The sequence below is a fragment of the Protofrankia coriariae genome, from assembly GCF_001017755.1.
Classification (GTDB): Bacteria; Actinomycetota; Actinomycetes; order Frankiales; family Frankiaceae; genus Protofrankia; species Protofrankia coriariae.
The window spans coordinates 61,009-80,503 of sequence record NZ_JWIO01000013.1; the positions used below are offsets into that span (position 1 = coordinate 61,009).

Sequence of the window (19,495 nt, forward strand, 5' to 3'; positions counted from 1 at the left end):
ATCTGGATCGCGCCCGCCGGTGGGCCCGGCGGCGCGGCGGGCGTGAGGTCGGCAACTTCACGATCAACGCGATGGTCCTGGCGCGCGGCGGATAGAAGATCGACATGGGACGGCTGGACGGGACGGCTGGAACGGATGGAGGCGCCCGGTGACGCAGCTCCCCGCGGGACCCGTCGGCGGCGGCACACCGGCGCGTCGCGAACTGCTGCTGGTGGGCTGCGGCAACATCCTGCGTCGGGACGACGGCGTCGGGCCGGTCCTCATCCGGCACCTGTGGGAGCGAGGCATCCCCGACGGGGTGCGGGTCGTCGACGGCGGCACCGCCGGGATGGATGTGGCGTTCCGGATCCGTGAGGCCCGCCGGGTGGTTATCGTCGACGCCGCCCGCACCGGCGCGCGGCCGGGCACGATCTACCGTGTACCCGGCCCGGAGCTGGCCGATCTCCCGCCGCTGGCCGGCCTGCACAGCCACGCCTTCCGCTGGGACCACGCGCTGGCGCTCGCCACCTGGCTGGACGCGCACTGGCCGGACGAGCACCGGCCGGACGAGCGGACGCCCGGCCCGCCACCGGCCCAGGAAGGTCAGCCTGCCCAGGAAGGCCGCACGGCCTGGGAAGATCAGATGACCGGCCGGTCACCGTTCGGGGAGGGGCGGGAAGGCGGCCCACCGCCGGTCGGGGAGGGGCGGACAGCCGGCCTGGTACCGGTGGCAGGCCGGCTCGGTTCGGCGGCGGCGAGNCGGCGAGCCGTCCTGACGAGGTCACGGTGTTCCTCATCGAGGCCGAGTGCGTCGACGCGGGCTGGGAGCTGTCCGCGGCGGTGCGCCAGGCCATGTGGGAGGTCATCGGCCTGATCGAACGGGACTTCCTGGCCGGGTTTCGCAGCCCGCAGACGGCGGACACGCGCCCGGGGTCCGGCCCGGCCGTCCGTGAGCATGGCAGGGGTGGCCGTACGGNGGGCCGTCCATATGACGGCCGAAGGCGTCTGTCCGGCCGTCATCGGTCATGCGCGTGCTGGGGAGCCTGGCCATCCCGGTGCTGTGTGGCGGCGGCGGGTGCGGGTCGAAGGCGTTGTGCAGGGGGTGGGGTTCCGGCCGTTCGTCCACCGGCTGGCCACCGCCCTCGGCGTCGACGGTTTCGTGGGCAACGACAGCGGCTCGGTGTTCATCGAGGTCCAGGGCAGCCCCGCGACGGTCGCGCAGTTCCTGCGGCGGCTGCGCGGTGACGCGCCAGCACCGGCGCGGGTCACCACCGTGCGGGTGGACGACGCCCCGCCGGTGACCGGAGAGGCCGGCTTCCGCATCGTGGCCAGCCGCGATGGCTGCGAGGGTGTTCACGCCGCTCACACCGTCGGCGCCGTCGTCCCCCCGGACACGGCGGTGTGTGACGACTGCGTACGCGAACTGTTCGACCCGGCCGACCGCCGCTACCGTCATCCGTTCATCACCTGCACTGCCTGCGGCCCCCGGTTCACCATCATCCGGTCGCTGCCCTACGACCGGGCGGCCACCACCATGGCGGGCTTTCCGATGTGCTCGGCCTGCGCGGCCGAGTACCACGACCCGGCCGACCGCCGCTTCCACGCCCAGCCGGTGTGCTGCCCGGACTGCGGGCCGCGGTTGTCCTTCGTCCCCTTCACGCCCCTCGCATGCTCTGCCCCTGCCGTGGCCGACGGCCACCACAGCGTGACCGGGCCGTGGGACGCCGCTGAGCTGGAGGCCGCCAGGCCGGCGGCGTCCAACTCAGCGGGGATCGGGCCCGAGGCGATCGGAGCCGAGGTGATCGGAGCCGGGGTGCCGGGGGCGGCTGAGACGCCGGAGGCGGAGGTGACCGGGTCGGACGGGGCGCTGGCCGCGGCCCAGCGGGCGCTGGCCGATGGTCGCGTCGTCGCGGTGAAGGGGATCGGCGGCTACCACCTGGCCTGCCGGGCCGACAGCCCGGTGGCGGTGCGGCTGCTGCGCGAGCGCAAGGCGCGGGTGGGCAAGGCGTTCGCGGTGATGGTCCGGGATCTTGACGTGGCCCGGCGGCTCGCCGAGATCGGCCCGGCCGAGGCCGCGGTGCTGCGCGGCCCGGCCCGGCCGATCGTGCTGCTGCGGCGCCGGGCGGACGCTCCCGTCGCCGCGGACGTGGCGCCGGGCAACCCGCTGATCGGCCTGCTGCTGCCCTACTCGCCTCTGCACCATCTGCTGTTCGCCCAGGTGCCCGGCGCGGCCGTCGTGCCCCCGGCGTGCGTCGTGCTGACCAGCGCCAACCTGGCCGACGAGCCGATCTGCTTCGACGACACCGACGCCCGCGGCCGGCTGCCGGCGCTGGCCGACGCGATGCTCACCCATGACCGTCCGATCCTGCTGCCCTGCGACGACTCGGTGGTCCGCGTCGTCGACGGCCGCGAACTGCCGATCCGCCGCTCCCGCGGCCACACGCCCCTGCTGGTCGAGTTCGGCCGGACAGCGCCCGTGGGCAGCCGAGGTCGACCGGCGTCCGCGGGCAGGGTTGGGCGGGTGGCGGACCAGGATGGTTCGCGTCGGCCGGTCGAGGTGGTCCTGGCCGTTGGCGGGGAGCTGAAGAACACCTTTTGTGTCACCGACGGTGAGCGTGCGTTCTGCTCGGCGCACGTCGGTGACATGGGTGGTCTGGCGGCGCTGCGCGCCTTCGAGCGGTCGGTCGAGCAGTTCACCGCCGTGTACGCCATGCGCCCGGCGCGGCTGGTCGCCGACGCCCACCCGGGGTACTCGACCCGCCGCTGGGCCGAGCGCCACGCCGGTGACCGGCCACCGCTGCTCGTCCAACATCATCATGCGCACGTGGTCTCCCTGCTCGCCGAGCACGGCAGGCTGGGTGAACCGATCATCGGAGTGGCCTTCGACGGCACCGGCTACGGCATCGGCGGCACCGACAGCGCGGTCCCGAGCGGCGCGGGCCGGGACGCACTGTCCCGGGACAGGGCGTCCCGGGACGGCGTGCTCCGGGGTGGTGTGCTCCGGGGTGACGAGGTCCGGGGCGACGAGGTCTGGGGCGGTGAGGTGCTGCTGCTCGGTGCGGACAGCCACCGCTTCACCCGCGTCGGCCATCTGCGCGCGGTGCCGCTGCCCGGTGGGGACGCGGCCGTGCGCAACCCGTGCCGGATGGCGCTGTCCCACCTGGCCGCCGCCGGCATCCCGTGGGCGCCGGACCTGCCCGCGGTGGCCGCCTGCCGGCCCGCCGAACTGGCCGCGGTGCGCTCCCAGCTCGACAGCGGCATCGGCTGCGTCCCCTGCACCAGCATGGGACGCCTCTTCGACGCGGTGTCCGCCCTGCTGGGCATCTGCCACCGCGTCGAGTACGAGGGCCAGGCCGCGATCGCCCTCGAAGCGGCCGCGCTCGAGGCGGTCACCGTCCCGGCCGCGGGCGCAGCGGCGTCACAGGAGGCCCGGTTGGGATCGGGAGCGGGACCGGCATCGGGGATACCGGCGGCAGTGGGGATGTCGAAGGTGCCCGGGATATCGGGGCTGACGGTGGCACCACGGCTGACGGTCGGCGCGGACGGTGTGCTCGACCCGGCACCGCTGCTGCGCGCGCTGGTGGCCGGGCTGCGCGACGGCGTGCCGGTGGCGGTGCTGGCCGCGGCGTTCCACGAGGCGGTGGCCGACGCGGTCGCCGAGGTGGTGACCCGGGTCGGCCGGCAGCGAGGGGTGTCGCTGGCCGGCCTGACCGGCGGGGTGTTCCAGAACGTGCTGTTGCTGCGCGCCTGCCAGGAGCGGCTGCGCACCGCCGGATTCGACACGCTCGTCCACCACCTGGTGCCGCCCAACGACGGCGGGCTCGCGCTCGGGCAGGCCGCGGTCGCGGTGCTGCGCCTGCGTGCCGGGGACGATGAGGAGAGGTGACCATGTGCCTGGGGATTCCGGGCCGGATCGTCGAGGTCTGGGACGAGAGCGGGACCAGGATGGCCCACGTCGCCTTCCCCGGTGAGACGCGGAAGGTGTGCCTGGCGTATCTGCCGGATCTCGCGGTCGACGACTACACCATGGTGCACGCCGGTTTCGCCCTGACCCGGCTCGACCAGCAGTCGGCACTGCACACGCTGGACGTGATGCGCGAATACCAGCTGATCGACGACACCGCGACAGGCCACCTGACGGAAGCCGGGGAAGTCGAGGAAAGAGAAGCCGAAGCAAAAAGAGGATTCGGGGAGACCGCGGAGACCATGGAGACCGAGGAGGTCAGGAGATCCGGGGAGGCCTGGGAAACCGGGGGAGTCGGGAAAACCGGGGGAATGCGATGAGCGCCGTGGCGGTCACTGGTGACGACGACGCTGTGACAGGTCATCCCCGGAAGACACGGCAGGAGCCGGCGAACGTTCCAGAGGCGACCGCCGGCGCTGTCGGCGGCGTGGACGACACCGACGACGGTGGGCTGACCGAGGATCTTGCGGCTGATCTCGCGGGGGCCTCGCTCGCGCTGGCCCGGCGTTTTGCCGGCGGTGCCACCCTGTGGTGTCTGTCGCCGGCGTGGGGGCCGCACGCGCACCATGTCGCGGTCGAGTTCGTCCACCCGGCTGTCGTCGGCAAGCCGGCGCTGCCCGCGGTGGCCGTGACCGGCCCGGATCCCGTCGCCATGATCCGGCTGGCGGCCCGGCCCGGTGACGTCGTCCTTGCCGTGGCCGCCGCCGATGACCCGGTGGTGCGTGCCGTGCTGCGCCGGGCGCCGGCCTGGGAGACAGGCACGATATGGATCGGTAGCGGTCCGCGTCCGCCGGCCGGTACAGCTGATCATGTGCTGTGGCTGGACGACCCGGATCCGCTGCTGCCGACCACCGGCCGGCTTGTGCTCCTCTACCACCTGCTGTGGGAGCTGACCCACGTCTGCCTCGAGCACACCGCCGTGCTCCACCCGTCCGCCCGGGAGCAGACCGGCGGGACGTGCGTCACCTGCGGTGACGAAGGCCGCCTCGGCGAAGTGGTCACGCCCCGGGGAGCGGCCGACGGACGGGCACTGGTGCGTACCGCCACGGGGATGGAGCTCGTCAGCACCCTGCTGGTCGATCCGGTGGCCACGGGTGATCTGGTGCTGGTCCATGCCGCGACGGCGATCATTCGTCTCGACCAGGACGGTGAGTGATGACCACCGAGCACACCGCGTTCCTGTACCCGTTCCTCCACCCCCAGGAGGACAACGGCGACGACCGGGACAGCAGCCCCCGGGCCGGCGCTGACCGGGACGACCGCGCCCGGCGCGACGGCGGCCACCGGAGGAGCGGCCAGCGGGATGACGGCCGGGACACCGGCGGCCGGGATGCCCGCGACCGGAAGGAAGGCCGCGGGGACACCGGTGGCCGGGGGGACGCACTGGGTGCGTTGCTGGTCGAACTTGCCGACTCGGCGCGGGCGAAGGCCCAGGAGAGCGTGCGACTACAGCACGCGACGCTGCGGGAGTGCGCCGGATCGATCGCGGCCACCGCGGCGGAGATGGCACACCGTTTCGCCCGGGGCGGACGTATGTACACCTTCGGTAACGGCGGTAGCGCGACCGACGCCGCCACCCTGGCCGAACTGTTCTCCCGCCCGCCGCACGGACGCCCGCTGCCGGCCTGGTCGCTGGCCGCGGACCAGGCGGTGGTCACCGCGCTCGGCAACGACGTCGGATTCGAGCGGGTGTTCGCCCGGCAGCTCATCGCGCACGCCGGCCCGAACGACATCGCGGTGGCGCTGTCGACCAGCGGCGACTCGTCCAACCTGCTGGCCGGGCTGGCCGAGGCCGGCCGCCGGGGCGCGCTCACCGTCGGCTTCGCCGGGTACGACGGCGGCCGGTTCGCCGCCGACGGCGTGGTCGACCGCTGCTTCGTCGTCCACTCGCAGAGCGTGCACCGCATCCAGGAGTCGCACGCCCTGCTCGGCCACCACCTGTGGGCCGCGACGCAGCGGCGGATGGCGGACCATCCGACTGCATCCCCGATGTCCCAGATATCCCCGATATCCCCGATGTACCCGGCGACCCCGATGGCGGGGGAGAACGCCCGATGACCGTGGCGGATCGGGCCGGCCGAACGGAGCGGGCAGATCGAACAGATCGTCCGAACCGGAGGGATCACCCCGACCGGGCGGACCGAGCGGACCGGATGATCCCGGCGGGTCGAACTGACCGAACAACCGACCGAACAGGCGTGACGAGCAGAACGGGCCGGGTGAGTCAGACGGGTCAGGCGAATCAGACGGGCCAGACGAAGTGGGCGGGCCGGGTGGAGGCGGAGAAGGCGGGCCGCGGAGACGGCACCCGGGGCGGGAACATGCGCGCGGAGGTCATCCAGGAGAGGGCGGCCCACGGGGACGGGGAGGCGGACGAGGCGCTGGTGCTGGCGCGGGTCGAGACGTTCCGGCGGCGCCGGCCGCGGGCGCTCGGCGAGGTGGTGACCGCGGCGCACGGGGCTGGCGGGAGCGCGTCGGCGGAGCTGATCGAGGCGGTCTTCGTCGACGCGTTCCGCAACCCCGCGCTCGACGCGTTGGGGGACGGCGCGGTTCTGCCGCTGCCGTCGGGGGAGTCGCTGGCCTTCAGCACCGACTCCTTCGTGGTCCGGCCGCTGCGTTTCCCCGGCGGCTCCATCGGTGACCTGGCGGTGCATGGCACCGTCAACGACCTGGCGATGACGGGGGCGCGGCCGTTGTGGCTGTCCGCGGCATTCGTGATCGAGGAGGGTTTCCCCGTCGACGAACTGCGCCGCGTCGCGGGGGACATGGCCGAGGCGGCGCGGGCCGCGGGGGTGGAGGTGGTGACCGGAGACACCAAGGTCGTCGACACCGGCGCCGCCGACGGGCTGATCGTCACGACCGCCGGGGTGGGGCTCGTCCCGCCCGGCCGGCAGCTGTCCGCGCGGCGGGTGCGGCCGGGGGACCGGGTGCTGGTGTCCGGCACGATCGGCGAGCACGGGATGGCGGTCATGATCGCCCGCGGCAACCTGGCGATCGACGCCGCCATCCGCTCCGACACCGCGGCGGTCAACGCGCTGGTGGAGGAGCTGCTGGCGGCGGCGCCGTCGACGCGGTGGCTGCGTGACCCCACCCGGGGCGGGGTGGGGACGGCCTGCAACGAGCTGGCCCGGGACAGCGGCCTCGGGGTCCTGCTCGACGAGTGCTCCGTGCCGGTGCGCCCCGACGTACGCGGCGCCTGCGAGCTGCTCGGCATCGACCCGCTCCACGTTGCCAACGAGGGCAGGTTCCTCGCGGTGGTGCCGCCCGAGCAGGCCCCGGCGGCGCTGGCCGCGCTGCGGGAGCATCCGCGGGGCCGGTCGGCCGCAGTCATCGGGGAGATCACCGAGGGGCCGGCCGGGATCGTCGCGATGCGCACCGCCCTGGGCGGCACCCGGATCGTGGACATGCTGGTCGGCGACCCGCTACCCCGCATCTGCTGACCATGCCGACCGCCCCGCCCGACGCACCGCCAACCGGCCCGTCCGCCAGCCCGCCAGCCCGCCAGCCCGCCAACCGGCCCATCCGCTCATCCGCCTGTTCTGTTCTGATCAAAAGAATTGAGTACGGAAGTGGCTGCTACAGCGACCACTTGTTCCCTCGTTCTTGGGACGTGTCCGTTTCTGGGTGGTTCGGGGAGGCCGGTGGCGCCAGGTGGTGGCGTCATGGCATGAGGAGGTTGTTGATGTGTCTGGGAATTCCCGGGCGGCTTGTCGAGATCGTCGACGCGGGCCAGCATCTCGCGACGGTCGATGTCAGCGGGGTGCGGCGGACGATCAGCATTCGGCTGGTCGCGGCGGACGGGCCCCAGGTCGGGGACTGGGTGCTGGTGCACGTCGGGTTCGCCCTGGCGGTGATCGACGAGGACGAGGCGACGCGCACGCTCGAGGCGATGGAGAAGCTGGGCGCGGCCTACCAGGACGAGATCGAGGCGTTCGGCTCGTCCGCGATCCCCTGACCGCCGCGCCCGTCGTGCCTGCCGTGTCGGCCGTGCCGGCCGTGTCTGTCGTGCCTGTCGTGCCTGTCGTGTTTGCCGTGTCGGCAGCGTCTGCCTGGACCGTCACGTCTGCCGGGATTGTTGCGTCTGCCATGCCTGCCGTGGCCGTTTCCGCCGCTGTCGTACAGATCGTTTCGGCTCGCCGGTCGTAACCGTAAGCCGTCACTGCAAGGAGGATCCGTGATGCGCTTCGTCGACGAGTTCCGCGATCCCGCGGCCGCGCGTGCGCTGGTGGCCGCCATCGCGGAGCTGGCCGGGACGGACAGCTACGCGTTCATGGAGGTGTGCGGCGGCCACACCCACACCATCTACCGGCACGGCATCCAACACCTGCTGCCCGAGTCGGTGGAGCTGGTGCACGGCCCGGGCTGCCCGGTGTGCGTCATACCGATGGGACGGGTCGACGACGCGATCTGGCTGGCCGAGCAGCCGGGGGTCGTCCTCACCTCGTTCGGCGACATGATGCGGGTGCCCGGTGGCCGCGGCAGCCTGCTGGAGGCCAGGGCGCGCGGGGCGGACGTCCGCTTCGTGTACTCACCGCTGGACGCGCTCGGGGTGGCCCTGGACAACCCGGACCGGCATGTCGTGTTCTTCGCGGTCGGGTTCGAGACCACCGCCCCGTCCACCGCGGTGACGCTGCTGCGGGCCCGGGAGCTGGGGCTGACCAACTTCAGCGTGTTCTGCAACCACGTGACGATCATCCCGCCGCTGCGGGCGATCCTGCGCTCGCCCGACCTACGGCTGTCGGGCTTCATCGGCCCGGGGCATGTCTCGACCGTGGTGGGCAGCCGGCCGTACCGCTTCGTCCCCGAGGCGCACGGCAAGCCTGTCGTGGTGGCCGGCTTCGAGCCGCTGGACGTTCTCGCCGCGGTCGCGATGCTGCTCCGGCAGATCCGGCAGGGACGCTGTGAGGTCGAGAACCAGTACGGCCGGGTGGTGCGCGAGGAGGGCAATCCCCAGGCGCTGGCGCTGATGGCGCGGGTGTTCGAGCTGCGGCCCCATTTCGAGTGGCGTGGGCTGGGCTTCATCGCGCAGAGCGCGCTGCGGCTCACCGACGACTTCGCGCGGTTCGACGCCGAGCGGCGGTTCGACATGCCCGGCGTCCGCGTCGCCGACCCCAAGGCGTGCCAGTGCGGAGAGGTCCTCAAGGGCGCCATCAAGCCGTGGGAGTGCAAGGTGTTCGGCACCGCCTGCACACCGCAGACCCCGATCGGCACCTGCATGGTCTCCTCGGAGGGCGCCTGCGCGGCCTACTACACCTTCGGACGGATGGCCCTGCGGTGAGCGCGTCCTGTGACGAGGACGGCGCGCGGATGTTCGCCCGTTACGCCTACGCGCCGAACGAGCTCGGTTACTGCGGCCCGGCCGACGCGCCGCGGACACTGCTGACCGCCGGTGCCGCCGGTGCCGCCGGTGCCGCCGGTGCGACGGGTGCCGCCGGTACCGCGGGAGCGGCCGAAGCGACGGGTGCCGCGAGTGCGACCGGCTCCGCCGGAGCCGGCGGAGCTGGCGCCACGGAGGGTGATCTGCGGGCGTTGGCCCGCCGCTTCCACGGAGCATGGCCGTATCTGCGGATCCTGGCCCGGCTCACCGGTATCGACGACCCGCTCGACCGCCGGGTGGTCGAGGCGTACTGGCTCGGCGGCGGCGTGTCGGAGGCGGTCGACCCCCGCGAGTTCGGCGCGGCGCTGCTGGCTGTGATCGGTCCGCAGGCCGGGTGGTACTGGCGGCACCTCACCCCGCAGATTCTTGACGAGGCCGCGCCGAACCACTGCTTCCACGTCTTCGGGGTTTACCCCTGGTCCCGGCTGCTGGACTCGCCGGACCCCACCGGGCCACTGCACGTGCTGGACAGCTGCCGGATTCGCTGGGGGCAGGTGACGGAACGCGACAGCGATCATGTCGTGGTGCGCTCCGCGGGCCTGACCTGGGAGAACGGCCGGCTCGGGCTGTCCGGGCCCCGGCCGCTGCGGGCCGCGCTCGTCACCGGCGGTGTCAGCTTCGCCCCCGACGTGCGGCCGGGGGAGTGGGTCGCCCTGCACTGGGACCGGGTCAGCAGCCGGCTCACCGACGGGCAGGCCACGACGCTGCGCCGCGACACAGTGACCCAGCTCGAGCTCACCAACCGCCGGCTGGCCCGCACCCGGGAGGCCGGCCCGGCCGGGGAAGCGCTCACCCGACAGGTGCGGGACGACGCCTGACGGGTGGCGCGGCGGCACTGCCCATGACGTCCGGCTTCCGGCTTCCGGCCTCTGGCTTTCAGCCTTTGACCTCTGGCTTCTGGCCCGCTGTCGCTGCCCGCTGATCGCCGCTGCCCGCCGCTGGCGGTGGGCTGACATGGGCTGTGCGGATCGGTTGACATGATTGGTCCAACCATCATACCGTTCTGTCAACAAAATGTGACATAGGTCAAAGCGTTGCCTGGCGCCACCTGAGATTCTTCCGATCGGATGGTCATCCGCTGGTCATCCGCGTCGCGTGAGCACGGCGCTCGTACGCGGGGTTCCCGTCGCGGGGGTCGACGCCGGCCTGAGGAGCGATCGCTCGAGCGAACTCGGGAACGTCTCCCGCGAGCGGTGGGCCAGGCCAGCAGACACCATCCACGTCCGCTGTCCGCGCACGAGTACTCACAACCCTGAGGAGAACGATGAGCGAGACCACCACCGATGCTGGTCTGGACGCTGCTCTGACCGTCGCCGAGGAGTTCGTCTATCGGGCCGAGCTCAGTCCGCCGCTGGCGGTCGGAACCGGTCCCTTCGGAACCCGGCTGTTCTTCGGCTTCGCCGGCGGCCGCGTGACAGGCAGGCGGATCAACGCCGACGTGCTGGCGGACAGCGGCGGCGACTGGGTCCTCATCGGCCTGGACGGTTTCGGGCGTATCGACGTGCGGGGCCTGTGGCGTACCGACGACGACGCGACCATCTACGTCCAGTACACCGGCCTCGTCGAGATGAACGAGGCCGTCGGGACCGCGTTACAGACCGGTGGCACGATCAGCCACACCGACCAGTATCTGAGTATCACCCTTCGGTTCGAGACCGGTGACGAGCGATACGCCTGGCTGCAGCGCCGTGTGTTCGTCGGCCGTGGGCGTCTTGTCAACGGCGCGATCGAGTTCGGTGTCTTCCGAATCGACTAGCCGAATCGACTGGCCGAGTTGACAGGGCGAGTCGACTCGGCCAGTCGACCGGGCGTGACAGACCGAGATTCACCCGGGGCCGGGTGAACGGGCCTCTCCGGAGGGATTTTATCCCGATGGAGGCACCAGGTTGACTCTTATGAGGGGAGCGCACCAGAGCACGGAAGATTACGGTCGGACGCGTAGCGCATGCCTTGGGAGGCGTTGTGACCCTGACGGGTGCTGAAGATGCCGATGTCGTCATTGTTGGCGCGCGACTTGCCGGTACGGCCACGGCGGTGCCGCTTGCGCGGGCCGGGCGAAAAGTGATCCTGCTGGACAGGACGAGCTTCCCGTCGGATCAGCTGTCGACGCACGTCCTGGTACCCAGCGGCGTGTCGGAACTGCAACGCATGGGCGCGCTGCCGCACATTCTGAAGCTCGGCCCCGCGCAGGCCCGCTATCTGGGTGTCACGGTCGGCGATATTCGTTTACGTGAGCGTTTCGCCACGGTGGACGGGATCGACTACGGGGTCTGCGTTCCGCGGTACGACCAGGACGTGTGCCTGGTCACCGCCTGCCGCGAGGCCGGTGCCGACGTACGTGAGAAATCCGTGTTCGAGGACGTGCTCTGGGAGAACGGCCGAGCCGTCGGTGTGCGCTACCGGCACGACGGGCGGAAGTACGAAATCCGGGCCAGGCTCGTGGTCGGTGCGGACGGCAGGCAGTCCAGGACCGCGGCGGCCGTCGGCGCCTGGACACCTTATCGGGGGTCGAAGAACGGGCGGGGATTCGCCTTCCGCTACATGGACGACCCCGCGGTGGACACGATCCACCACGAGATCTACGGCATATACCGCAGTAGCCCGCGCATTGTTCTGACCCTGCCGTCAAGCCCACGCGGACGACTGCTCGTGGTGTTCATGGCCCCGGCGGACGACATTCCCCGTTTCCAGCAGGGCGGCGAGCGGTTCTGGCAGGAGGCCGTCGCCGAGGAGCCCGAGGTCGCGGAGCGGATCAGCGGCGCCCAGAACGTAAGCCAGCTCCGGTCGACCAGAAAACTGGCCTCCTACTACCGGCGGTCAAGCGGACCCGGGTGGGCGCTGGCGGGTGACTCCGGGCATTTCAAGGATCCCGTCGCAGGTCAGGGACAGCGTGACGCCCTGCGTCACGGGCGGCTTCTCGGCGAGGCGGCCAACGCCGTCCTCGACGATCCGGCGGCGCTCGACAGAACTCTCCGTGCGTGGGAGAAGAACCGGGACAACGACACACGCAGCAGTTATCACTGGGGTAACCGGGAGTCCCGTCCGGACGCTCCCTCCGCGCTGATCCGCGAAGTTCTGCGGACGTTCGGGGACAGGGGCGAGGGCCGGCCGGACTTCAGCGACACCTTCAACCGGACGCGGAAGGTCGAGCACGTGATCGGGCCGTCAAGGATGGTCCGTGGCCTGGTCCGGGCGCTGGCCGCCCCCGGTGCGGACCGCCGCGGCATCCTGCGGGAGGTCGCGGGCGAGATCCCGACGGAGCTCGCCATTCGCTGGGAAACCCGGTTCGGCGGATTCCGTTACGACGGCTGGGCGCCGTCCGAACGGCCGGGCTGGTCGGTGGGGGAGCCACCCCGGCCACGGACGGCCGAGGCGGAAGCCGTGCCCCAGCCGGCATCGTGAGGGCTGTTTCTCGTCCACGGTTCTTTCAGGGTTGGTTTTCGTTCACGGGTTCCCGTTCGGGGTGCTCGTCCATGGGCGTGCGGCTTCGCGGGGCCGGGGCCGGCACGCCGGGACGTTCGACCGCTGCGGCGCCGTGAGGCGCGCCGACATACGGGAGCGGCCCCGAAACCGCCCCGAAGCGGCACCGGAGTGACTCCGAAACGGTACTGACAGTCGCGGGGCGAGGCCCGCGGACGGTCCGCCGGCCGGCCCAGGCGCCACGCCAGGTGATCCAGGACGGTCCCGCGGGAACGCCGCCGTGCCCTCGCCTGGCCCGGGGCCGCGGCATGACTTACCCCTCGGACCGCCGGCGGCGCCGGCGAGAAATACACGGCCGCAGCCGCGTCGTTCCGTTGCCCGGCGATTACCCGCACCGGCGGGCCCGGCTATTTTCTTAACAGCCTGCAAACCAGTCTAAAGCCATTCTTGTGCCGCGCTGGACGGCGCTTCCCGCAGGGTTGACCGCTGTTCGGGTCCGCGTGTTTTCTCCTGGCAGGTCCGGTCACCTGGTACTTGGCATCCACGTGCGGGCCGGGCCGAAGGTGCCTTCGTCATTTCGGGAACGGAGTTTTCTGGTGGACACGCGGAGAAGATTTCTGTCGTTGTCCGCGGGGTCCTTTGTGGCGCTGTTCGCCGGTTCCGCGGTGAGCGCGTGCGGCACCGGGGAGGACCAGGCGGGTAACGACGGTACGCCGCGGCCGGGCGGCCGTCTCGTCTTCGCCGAGCCGACCTCACCGATCGGCTGGGACCCGCAGGTCGGCACCGAGGACGTGCTCGGCCTGATCCTGCGTCCGGTGTTCGACTCGCTGGTTTCCGAGACGCCGGACGGCAGGTATCTGCCGTGGCTGGCGACGTCCTGGACGGTGTCGGACGACGGGCTGACCTACACGTTCGTACTGCGCGAGGACGTGACCTTCAGTGACGGCACCCCGTTCGACGCGAACGCGGTCAAGGTGAACTTCGACCGGGTGGTCGCGCCCGAGACGAAGTCCAGGTACGCTAAGTCGCTGCTCGGGCCGTACAAGGCGAGCACGGTGCTGGACTCCCACCGGGTCGAGGTCACGCTGAGCAGGCCGTACTCGCAGTTCCTGCACGCGGTCAGCCGGCCCTACCTCGGCTTCCACTCGCCCAGGGCGCTCGCGGAGCATCCGGACTCCCTCGGCTCCGGCGGCCAGTTCACGGTGAGCACCGGCCCCTACGTCTTCACCTCGGTGGTGCAGGGCCAGCAGGCCGTCTTCACCAGGCGCGAGGGCTACAACTGGGGGCCGGGCACGGCCAGGCACACCGGCCGGCCCTACCTGGACGGGTACACCGTCCAGTTCGTCATCGACGACCAGAGCAGGGTCGCGGCGGCGACCTCGGGGCAGATCGGCATCGCCGACCAGGTCCCGGCGGCACAGCTGGCCGGGCTGCGCCGGCAGACGTCGGTGACCCTGATCAGCCGTGACGTGCCGGGGTCGCCGTACACCTACTATCTGAACACCCGCCGGCCGCTGTTCCGGAACGCCGACGCCCGGCGGGTGATCCTGTACGGGGTGGACGTCGCGTCCATCACGGGCGGGCTGTTCCAGGGCCAGTACCAGCGCGCCGGCTCGATCCTGAGCCCGTCGACCCGCAGCTACGACGACAGGCTGGCGTCGAGCTGGGGCTACGACCGGGCCAGGGCGGAACGCCTGCTCGACAGCCTCGGCTACACCGGCCGGGACGGCGACGGCTACCGGACGAAGGACGGTGCCCGGTTCAGCCTGCAGTTCCCCTTCGCCACCGCCAACACCACCTCCGAGCGCCGCAACTACGACACCGCCTTCCAGGCCGAACTGAAGAAGATCGGCGTCGAGGTCGTGCTCACCGAGCTGGACGCGCCCACCTACATCAAGCGGACGCTGGCCGGCGACTACGACGTGAGCGGGCTGGCCTGGGGCGGCTCCGACCCCTCGATCCTGGGGAACCTGTTCTCCGCCAGGAGCCTGGTCACCCAGGGCGGCGGCAACAAGGCATGGGTCGACGACCCCGAACTGGAGGCGCTGCTCGACGAGGCGTCCAGGACGATCGACCTGAACAAGCAGAACGATCTCTACCGGAGGGTGCAGGCCCGGGTCATCGACCAGGCCTACGGCCTGCCCACCTACGTGGCGAAGCGCAGCCTGGCGGTGCGCCCGACAGTGCACGGGCTGGAGTTCGACTCGGCGGGCTGGCCGTTCCTGTACGACGTGTGGGCCAGCGGCGCATGACCGCGGCGGTGCTGCGGCACGTCGGCAGGCGGCTGGCGGCCGGTGTGCTCGTCCTGTGGGGGGCGGCCACCCTGACCTTCGTCGCCCTGCACCTGGTGCCGGGCGACCAGGCGGACGCGATCCTCGGCCCGAGCCTGACCGCGACACCCCAGCTGCGCGCCCAGGTGATCGCGGACTACGGGCTCGACCGGCCGGTGGTCGTGCAGTACCTCGACTATCTGGGGTCGTTGCTGACCGGTGACCTGGGCCGCTCGTACCAGCGGGACATGCCGGTCGAGCGGCTGCTCGCCGACCAGGTCCTGCCGACGATGCAGCTCGCCGTGTCCGCCGCGCTCGCGGGCCTGGCGATCGCCGTGATCGCCGTGGTGGTGACCGCCGCCAGCGGCCGGGTCGGCCGCACGGCCGCCACCGTGCTCGAGCTGGTGGTCGCGTCCGTGCCGAACTTCTGGCTCGGGCTCGTGCTGCTGACCCTGTTCTCCTTCCGCTTCCCGATCTTCCCGTCGATCGGCGCGAGCGGTGGGCTCGGCCTGGTGCTGCCGACGCTCACCCTCGCGCTGCCGCTGGGGGCGACGCTGGCGCAGGTCATGCGCCAGGAGCTGGAGCGGGCCGACCGCGCCCCGTTCGCGCTGAGCGTGCGGGCGCGGGGGGCGGGCGAGCTGCGGCTGGTACTCGCCCACACGCTGCGTCACGCCGTCACCCCGGCGGTGACCCTGTCGGCCTGGATCGTCGGCTCGCTGATCGGCGGCACCGTGCTGGTGGAGAACATCTTCGCCCGCCCGGGAATCGGCCGGCTGCTGGTCGGCGCGGTGATGTCGAAGGACATCCCGGTGGTGACCACCGTGGTGCTGCTCTCCGCGGTGACGTTCGTGCTGATCAACACGGTGGTCGACCTGCTGTACCCGGTGATCGACCCCCGGCTGCGGGCGGAGCGCGCGCGATGAGCGTCGAGCTGGAGCTCGAGCGGGTCGCGACGGCGCCTCCCGCGCTGGTGGGCCGCCGGCAGCGCGCGGTCCTGCTGGCCGGCACCGTGCTGCTGGTGGTGTTCGCCGCGGTGATGCTCTTCCCGTCTCTGCTCACGGCGGGTGCCCCGGACGTCACCGACACCGCGCGCACCTTCCGGTCGCCGTCGCTGACGCACCCGTTCGGCACCGACCAGCTTGGCCGGGACGTCTACACCAGGGTCGTGCACGGGGCCCGGATCTCCCTGCTGACCGGGATCGGCGCCGTGATCATCGGCGTCGGCGGGGGGATCCTGCTCGGGCTGGTGTCGGCCGCGGCGGGCCGCGTCGTGGACGGGGTGCTGATGCGCTTCGTCGACGTGCTGCTCGCGTTTCCCGAGCTCCTGCTGGCGCTGCTGGTGGTGGCCATCATCGGCCGCGGGTCGGCGAACGTGGCACTGGCGATCGGCCTCGCGGCGGTCCCGCACTTCGCCCGGCTGGTGCGCGGCCAGGCGTTCGCGGTGATCCGCTCGGAGTACGTCGAGGCCGCACGCGGGCTCGGGGTGCCGCCCTGGCGCTACCTGACCCGTCACGTGCTGCCCAACGTGGCCGGGCCGCTGGTGGTGCTGGCGTCCATCGGCACCGGTTCGGCGATCACCGCGGCCGCGGGCCTGAGCATCCTCGGCCTCGGGCCGGCGGCACCGTCGCCGGAATGGGGCGCCATGCTGGCCGACGGCCAGGAGTACCTGGGCACCGCGTGGTGGATCGCGGTGTTCCCCGGCCTCGCCGTGGTCGCCGTGGTCCTGACGCTTACCCTGCTGGGACGCAACATCCAGGCCCGCGCCATCCGCTGATCCCAGGCCGTTGATCCCGGGTCGACGATCTCAGGCCGACGCGGGGGCGGCGAGGCCCACGGCGGCGGCCAGCCGGCGGAACGACGCCACCCGGTCGGCCGGCTCGTAGGTGTTGGTCACCAGCATCACCTCGTCGGCCCCGCTCGCCCCGGCCAGGGCCGCCAGCTGGTCGGCCACCTCCGCCGGCCCACCGACCAGGTCCGAGCGCAGGTCGAGGCGGTCCCGCACAGCGCGTTCCGGCTCGCTGAACCGGTACGCGAGCGCCTCGTGCACCGGCACCAGTGCCGCCGCGTCACCGGCGAGCTGCCACACGTTGGCCAGCCGCTCCGGCGCGGCGAGCGCCTCGGCGTGCTCCCGGTCGTCACCGACCCACGCCCGGAGCACCACGATCGCGTACGGATGATCGCCGTCGCGGGCCGGGGTGAACCGCTGTCGGTAGAGCCGCAGCCCCTCGACGGCCAGGGCCGGGTCGCGGAAGCCGGCGGTCATCGCGTACGGGAGGCCGAGAGCGGCGGCCGTCCGCGCGGCGGACGCGCTGGAGCCGAGCAGGTACACCGGCGGCAGCGGCACGTCGTCCGGCATTACCCGGATATCGGCGTCACCGGCCGCGGCCCCGGCGGGGAATTCCCGCCGGCCGCCGAAAGCGAGCAGTTCCCGCAGGCTCGCGTCGAACACGTCCCTGTCCTGTTGGAGCCCCCTGGCGGGGGCCGGGTCCCCTTGGAGCCCCCTGGCGGGGGCCGCGCCGGTGACCGCGTCGGTCGCGCCGGTCGCGCGGCCGACTCCCAGGTCGATCCGGCCGGGATACAGCGTGTGCAGAATGCGGAACTGCTCCGCCACGTGCAGCGGTGTGTGATTCGGCAGCATCGTGCCGCCCGCCCCGACCCGAGACCGGGTGGTGGCCGAGGCGATGGCGCCGATGAGGACTTCCGGCGCGGAGATCGCCCGGCTGGCGGTGCCGTGATGCTCCGCGACCCAGTACCTGGCGTAGCCGGCCGTGTCGAGTTCCCTCGCCACCGTGACGGAGTCGTGGATGGCCTGCCGTGGGCCGGCGTCGCGGCGTACCGGCCCCTGGTCGAGCACGGACAGCACGGTCAATCGAGCTCCTCGGCAGGCTGGTGTGTTGGGCGGCCTTTTCAGGAGCGGCCCCGCGCAGAGCAGCGTACCGCTGTTCCGTTGTCTTTTGTATTACGTGTTCTGGAGCAATTCTAAAGCCATACTAAAATGATAGTCGTGCCGCCTGCCGCGACTCTTGTCCGACCCTTCGGACGGCTGTAAGATCCGCCCAGTCGTCAGGCCGCGCAAAAGACCGACTCCGGTGCCGGCCGTCTCATTCGTGTCAGCTTTCGTGGAGGCTGCGTTGTCTGTTGGGAACGCCGCCGCGTCGGCTTTTCCCGAAGGCCGCGCACGCCTTTACCGGCTGCCACGATCATATCGAAGCGCCGGTGCTGGGCGATCTTTTTCTGATGGCCGCACCGGCGGTTGCGCCAGGACGTCCGGAAAGTGTGGTGAGCCGTGGCAGGTCACGCTCCGCTTCATCTCGCCGTCGCGCTGGAGGGCGCCGGCTGGCACCCGGCCGCGTGGCGTTTCGCGCCGGTGCCCGCGCGCGAGTTCTACCGGCTGCGCTACTGGGCCGGCCAGGCCGCCGAGGCCGAGCGCGGCCAGGTCGACTTCGTCACCTTCGAGGACGAGCTCACCGGGCCGGTGGACGACCGGACCGACCGCTTCGCCGGGCGGTTCGACGCCGTCCAGCTCGCCGCCGGGATCGCCCCGCTGACCAGCTCGATCGGCCTGCTGCCCACCGCGACCGTGACCCACACCGAGCCGTTCCACGTCTCCACCGCGATCGCCACGCTCGACTACGTCAGCGAGGGCCGGGCCGGCTGGCAGGTGAAGATGTCCGACACCGCCGCGGAGGCGGGCAACTTCGGCCGGCGGCCGGCCNCGAGTTCACACCGCGGGACCCCCAGCGGCAGGCCGCGCTGGCCGCGGACCTGCTCGCGGAGGCGTCCGACGCCGTGAAGGTGGTGCGCGCGCTGTGGGACAGCTGGGAGGACGGCGCGGTCATCCGGGACGTGGACACCGGCCGTTACCTCGACCGCTCCCGCCTGCACCACATCAACTTCCACGGCTCCAGGTTCGCGGTGCGCGGGCCGTCGATCACCCCGCGCCCGCCGCAGGGGCAGCCGGTCGTGGCCGTGCTGGCGCACGGCGTGGCGGACTACCGGTTCGCCGCCCAGGCGGCGGACATCGTGTACGTCACCCCACAGGACATCGATGACGCGCGGGCGGTCGTGACGCGGCTGCAGGCCGCGCAGGAGCAGGTCGGACGACCCGGCCCGCCCCTGAAGATCTTCGCGGACCTGCTGGTCCTCCTCGATGAGAGCTGGCCGGCGGCGGCCGACCGCAGGGCTCGCTGGGACGAGCTGGCCGGCGAGCCGCTGACCAGCGACGCCGAGATCTTCGTCGGCTCCCCGGCCGTCCTCGCCGAGCGGCTGGCGCGCTGGCGGGCCGTCGGCCTGGACGGCTTCCGCCTGCGCCCCGGGTCGGCGGCCGACGACCTGGTAGCCATCAGCCGCGGGCTGGTGCCGGAGCTGCGGAACCAGGGCCTGCTGCCCCGCGTCCACGAGGGCGCCACCCGCGCGACGCTCCGTGAGCGGCTGGGCCTCGGCCGGCCGGCGAACCGTTACGCCGCCTGACGCCCCGCCCCCGCC

Annotated in this window: 17 protein-coding genes; 16 read left to right on the top strand and 1 reads right to left on the bottom strand. The window is 72.2% G+C overall.

Annotated features, from left to right (window positions below):
• Positions 1 to 211 precede the first annotated feature (211 nt).
• The 14 genes from FrCorBMG51_RS26580 to FrCorBMG51_RS09875 all read left to right on the top strand — a co-directional run bounded on the left by FrCorBMG51_RS26580 (position 212) and on the right by FrCorBMG51_RS09875 (position 16,784).
• Positions 212 to 853 (top strand): hydrogenase maturation protease, encoded by a 642-nt coding sequence (locus FrCorBMG51_RS26580; RefSeq protein WP_476742139.1) that lies wholly within the window; start codon positions 212 to 214, stop codon positions 851 to 853.
• Positions 854 to 967: 114 nt separating this feature from the next.
• The gene (locus FrCorBMG51_RS09815; RefSeq protein WP_052914520.1) at positions 968 to 3,865 is read left to right on the top strand and encodes a carbamoyltransferase HypF; all 2,898 of its coding nucleotides are present in this window, start codon (positions 968 to 970) and stop codon (positions 3,863 to 3,865) included.
• Between the two features lie 2 nt (positions 3,866 to 3,867).
• Positions 3,868 to 4,263 (top strand): HypC/HybG/HupF family hydrogenase formation chaperone, encoded by a 396-nt coding sequence (locus FrCorBMG51_RS34570; RefSeq protein WP_083731026.1) that lies wholly within the window; start codon positions 3,868 to 3,870, stop codon positions 4,261 to 4,263.
• Positions 4,260 to 5,099, top strand: a complete 840-nt coding sequence (locus tag FrCorBMG51_RS09825) for a hydrogenase assembly protein HupF (RefSeq protein ID WP_200902393.1) — start codon at positions 4,260 to 4,262, stop codon at positions 5,097 to 5,099. The genes FrCorBMG51_RS34570 and FrCorBMG51_RS09825 overlap by 4 nt, the downstream gene beginning before the upstream one ends.
• On the top strand, positions 5,099 to 6,001 hold the full coding sequence (locus FrCorBMG51_RS09830; protein ID WP_086055353.1) for a D-sedoheptulose-7-phosphate isomerase: 903 nt from the start codon (positions 5,099 to 5,101) through the stop codon (positions 5,999 to 6,001). Before FrCorBMG51_RS09825 ends, FrCorBMG51_RS09830 begins: the two co-directional genes overlap by 1 nt.
• 161 nt (positions 6,002 to 6,162) lie before the next feature.
• Positions 6,163 to 7,383, top strand: coding sequence for a hydrogenase expression/formation protein HypE (gene hypE / locus FrCorBMG51_RS09835; protein ID WP_086055354.1), 1,221 nt, complete (start codon positions 6,163 to 6,165; stop codon positions 7,381 to 7,383).
• 242 nt (positions 7,384 to 7,625) lie between these two features.
• Entirely contained in the window at positions 7,626 to 7,898 is a 273-nt protein-coding gene (locus FrCorBMG51_RS09840) for a HypC/HybG/HupF family hydrogenase formation chaperone (RefSeq protein ID WP_047222761.1), read from the top strand.
• Between the two features lie 222 nt (positions 7,899 to 8,120).
• Positions 8,121 to 9,221 carry a hydrogenase formation protein HypD gene (hypD, locus tag FrCorBMG51_RS09845; protein WP_047222762.1) on the top strand — a complete coding sequence of 367 codons (1,101 nt, stop codon included), beginning with the start codon at positions 8,121 to 8,123 and terminating at the stop codon, positions 9,219 to 9,221.
• Positions 9,218 to 10,138 carry a DUF6390 family protein gene (locus FrCorBMG51_RS09850; protein ID WP_086055355.1) on the top strand — a complete coding sequence of 307 codons (921 nt, stop codon included), beginning with the start codon at positions 9,218 to 9,220 and terminating at the stop codon, positions 10,136 to 10,138. The genes hypD and FrCorBMG51_RS09850 overlap by 4 nt, the downstream gene beginning before the upstream one ends.
• A gap of 446 nt (positions 10,139 to 10,584) precedes the next feature.
• The gene (locus tag FrCorBMG51_RS09855) at positions 10,585 to 11,076 is read left to right on the top strand and encodes a DUF3237 domain-containing protein (RefSeq protein ID WP_052914521.1); all 492 of its coding nucleotides are present in this window, start codon (positions 10,585 to 10,587) and stop codon (positions 11,074 to 11,076) included.
• A gap of 206 nt (positions 11,077 to 11,282) precedes the next feature.
• Entirely contained in the window at positions 11,283 to 12,722 is a 1,440-nt protein-coding gene (locus FrCorBMG51_RS09860; protein WP_047222763.1) for an NAD(P)/FAD-dependent oxidoreductase, read from the top strand.
• Positions 12,723 to 13,336: 614 nt separating this feature from the next.
• Entirely contained in the window at positions 13,337 to 14,992 is a 1,656-nt protein-coding gene (locus tag FrCorBMG51_RS09865) for an ABC transporter substrate-binding protein (RefSeq protein WP_139342285.1), read from the top strand.
• Complete coding sequence (locus FrCorBMG51_RS09870; protein ID WP_047222808.1) at positions 14,989 to 15,933, top strand: ABC transporter permease; 945 nt, start codon at positions 14,989 to 14,991, stop codon at positions 15,931 to 15,933. Before FrCorBMG51_RS09865 ends, FrCorBMG51_RS09870 begins: the two co-directional genes overlap by 4 nt.
• On the top strand, positions 15,930 to 16,784 hold the full coding sequence (locus FrCorBMG51_RS09875; RefSeq protein WP_047222764.1) for an ABC transporter permease: 855 nt from the start codon (positions 15,930 to 15,932) through the stop codon (positions 16,782 to 16,784). The genes FrCorBMG51_RS09870 and FrCorBMG51_RS09875 overlap by 4 nt, the downstream gene beginning before the upstream one ends.
• Positions 16,785 to 16,814: 30 nt before the next feature.
• Here the strand turns inward: FrCorBMG51_RS09875 and FrCorBMG51_RS09880 are convergent, their stop codons facing one another.
• Positions 16,815 to 17,873, bottom strand: coding sequence for an MsnO8 family LLM class oxidoreductase (locus FrCorBMG51_RS09880; RefSeq protein WP_235433465.1), 1,059 nt, complete (start codon positions 17,871 to 17,873; stop codon positions 16,815 to 16,817).
• 504 nt (positions 17,874 to 18,377) lie between these two features.
• On the opposite strand from FrCorBMG51_RS09880, the gene FrCorBMG51_RS33085 reads away from it, so the two are divergent.
• Positions 18,378 to 18,803 carry an LLM class flavin-dependent oxidoreductase gene (locus FrCorBMG51_RS33085; protein ID WP_476742140.1) on the top strand — a complete coding sequence of 142 codons (426 nt, stop codon included), beginning with the start codon at positions 18,378 to 18,380 and terminating at the stop codon, positions 18,801 to 18,803.
• The gene (locus FrCorBMG51_RS33090) at positions 18,800 to 19,480 is read left to right on the top strand and encodes an LLM class flavin-dependent oxidoreductase (protein ID WP_338052725.1); all 681 of its coding nucleotides are present in this window, start codon (positions 18,800 to 18,802) and stop codon (positions 19,478 to 19,480) included. The genes FrCorBMG51_RS33085 and FrCorBMG51_RS33090 overlap by 4 nt, the downstream gene beginning before the upstream one ends.
• The last annotated feature ends 15 nt before the right edge of the window (positions 19,481 to 19,495 follow it).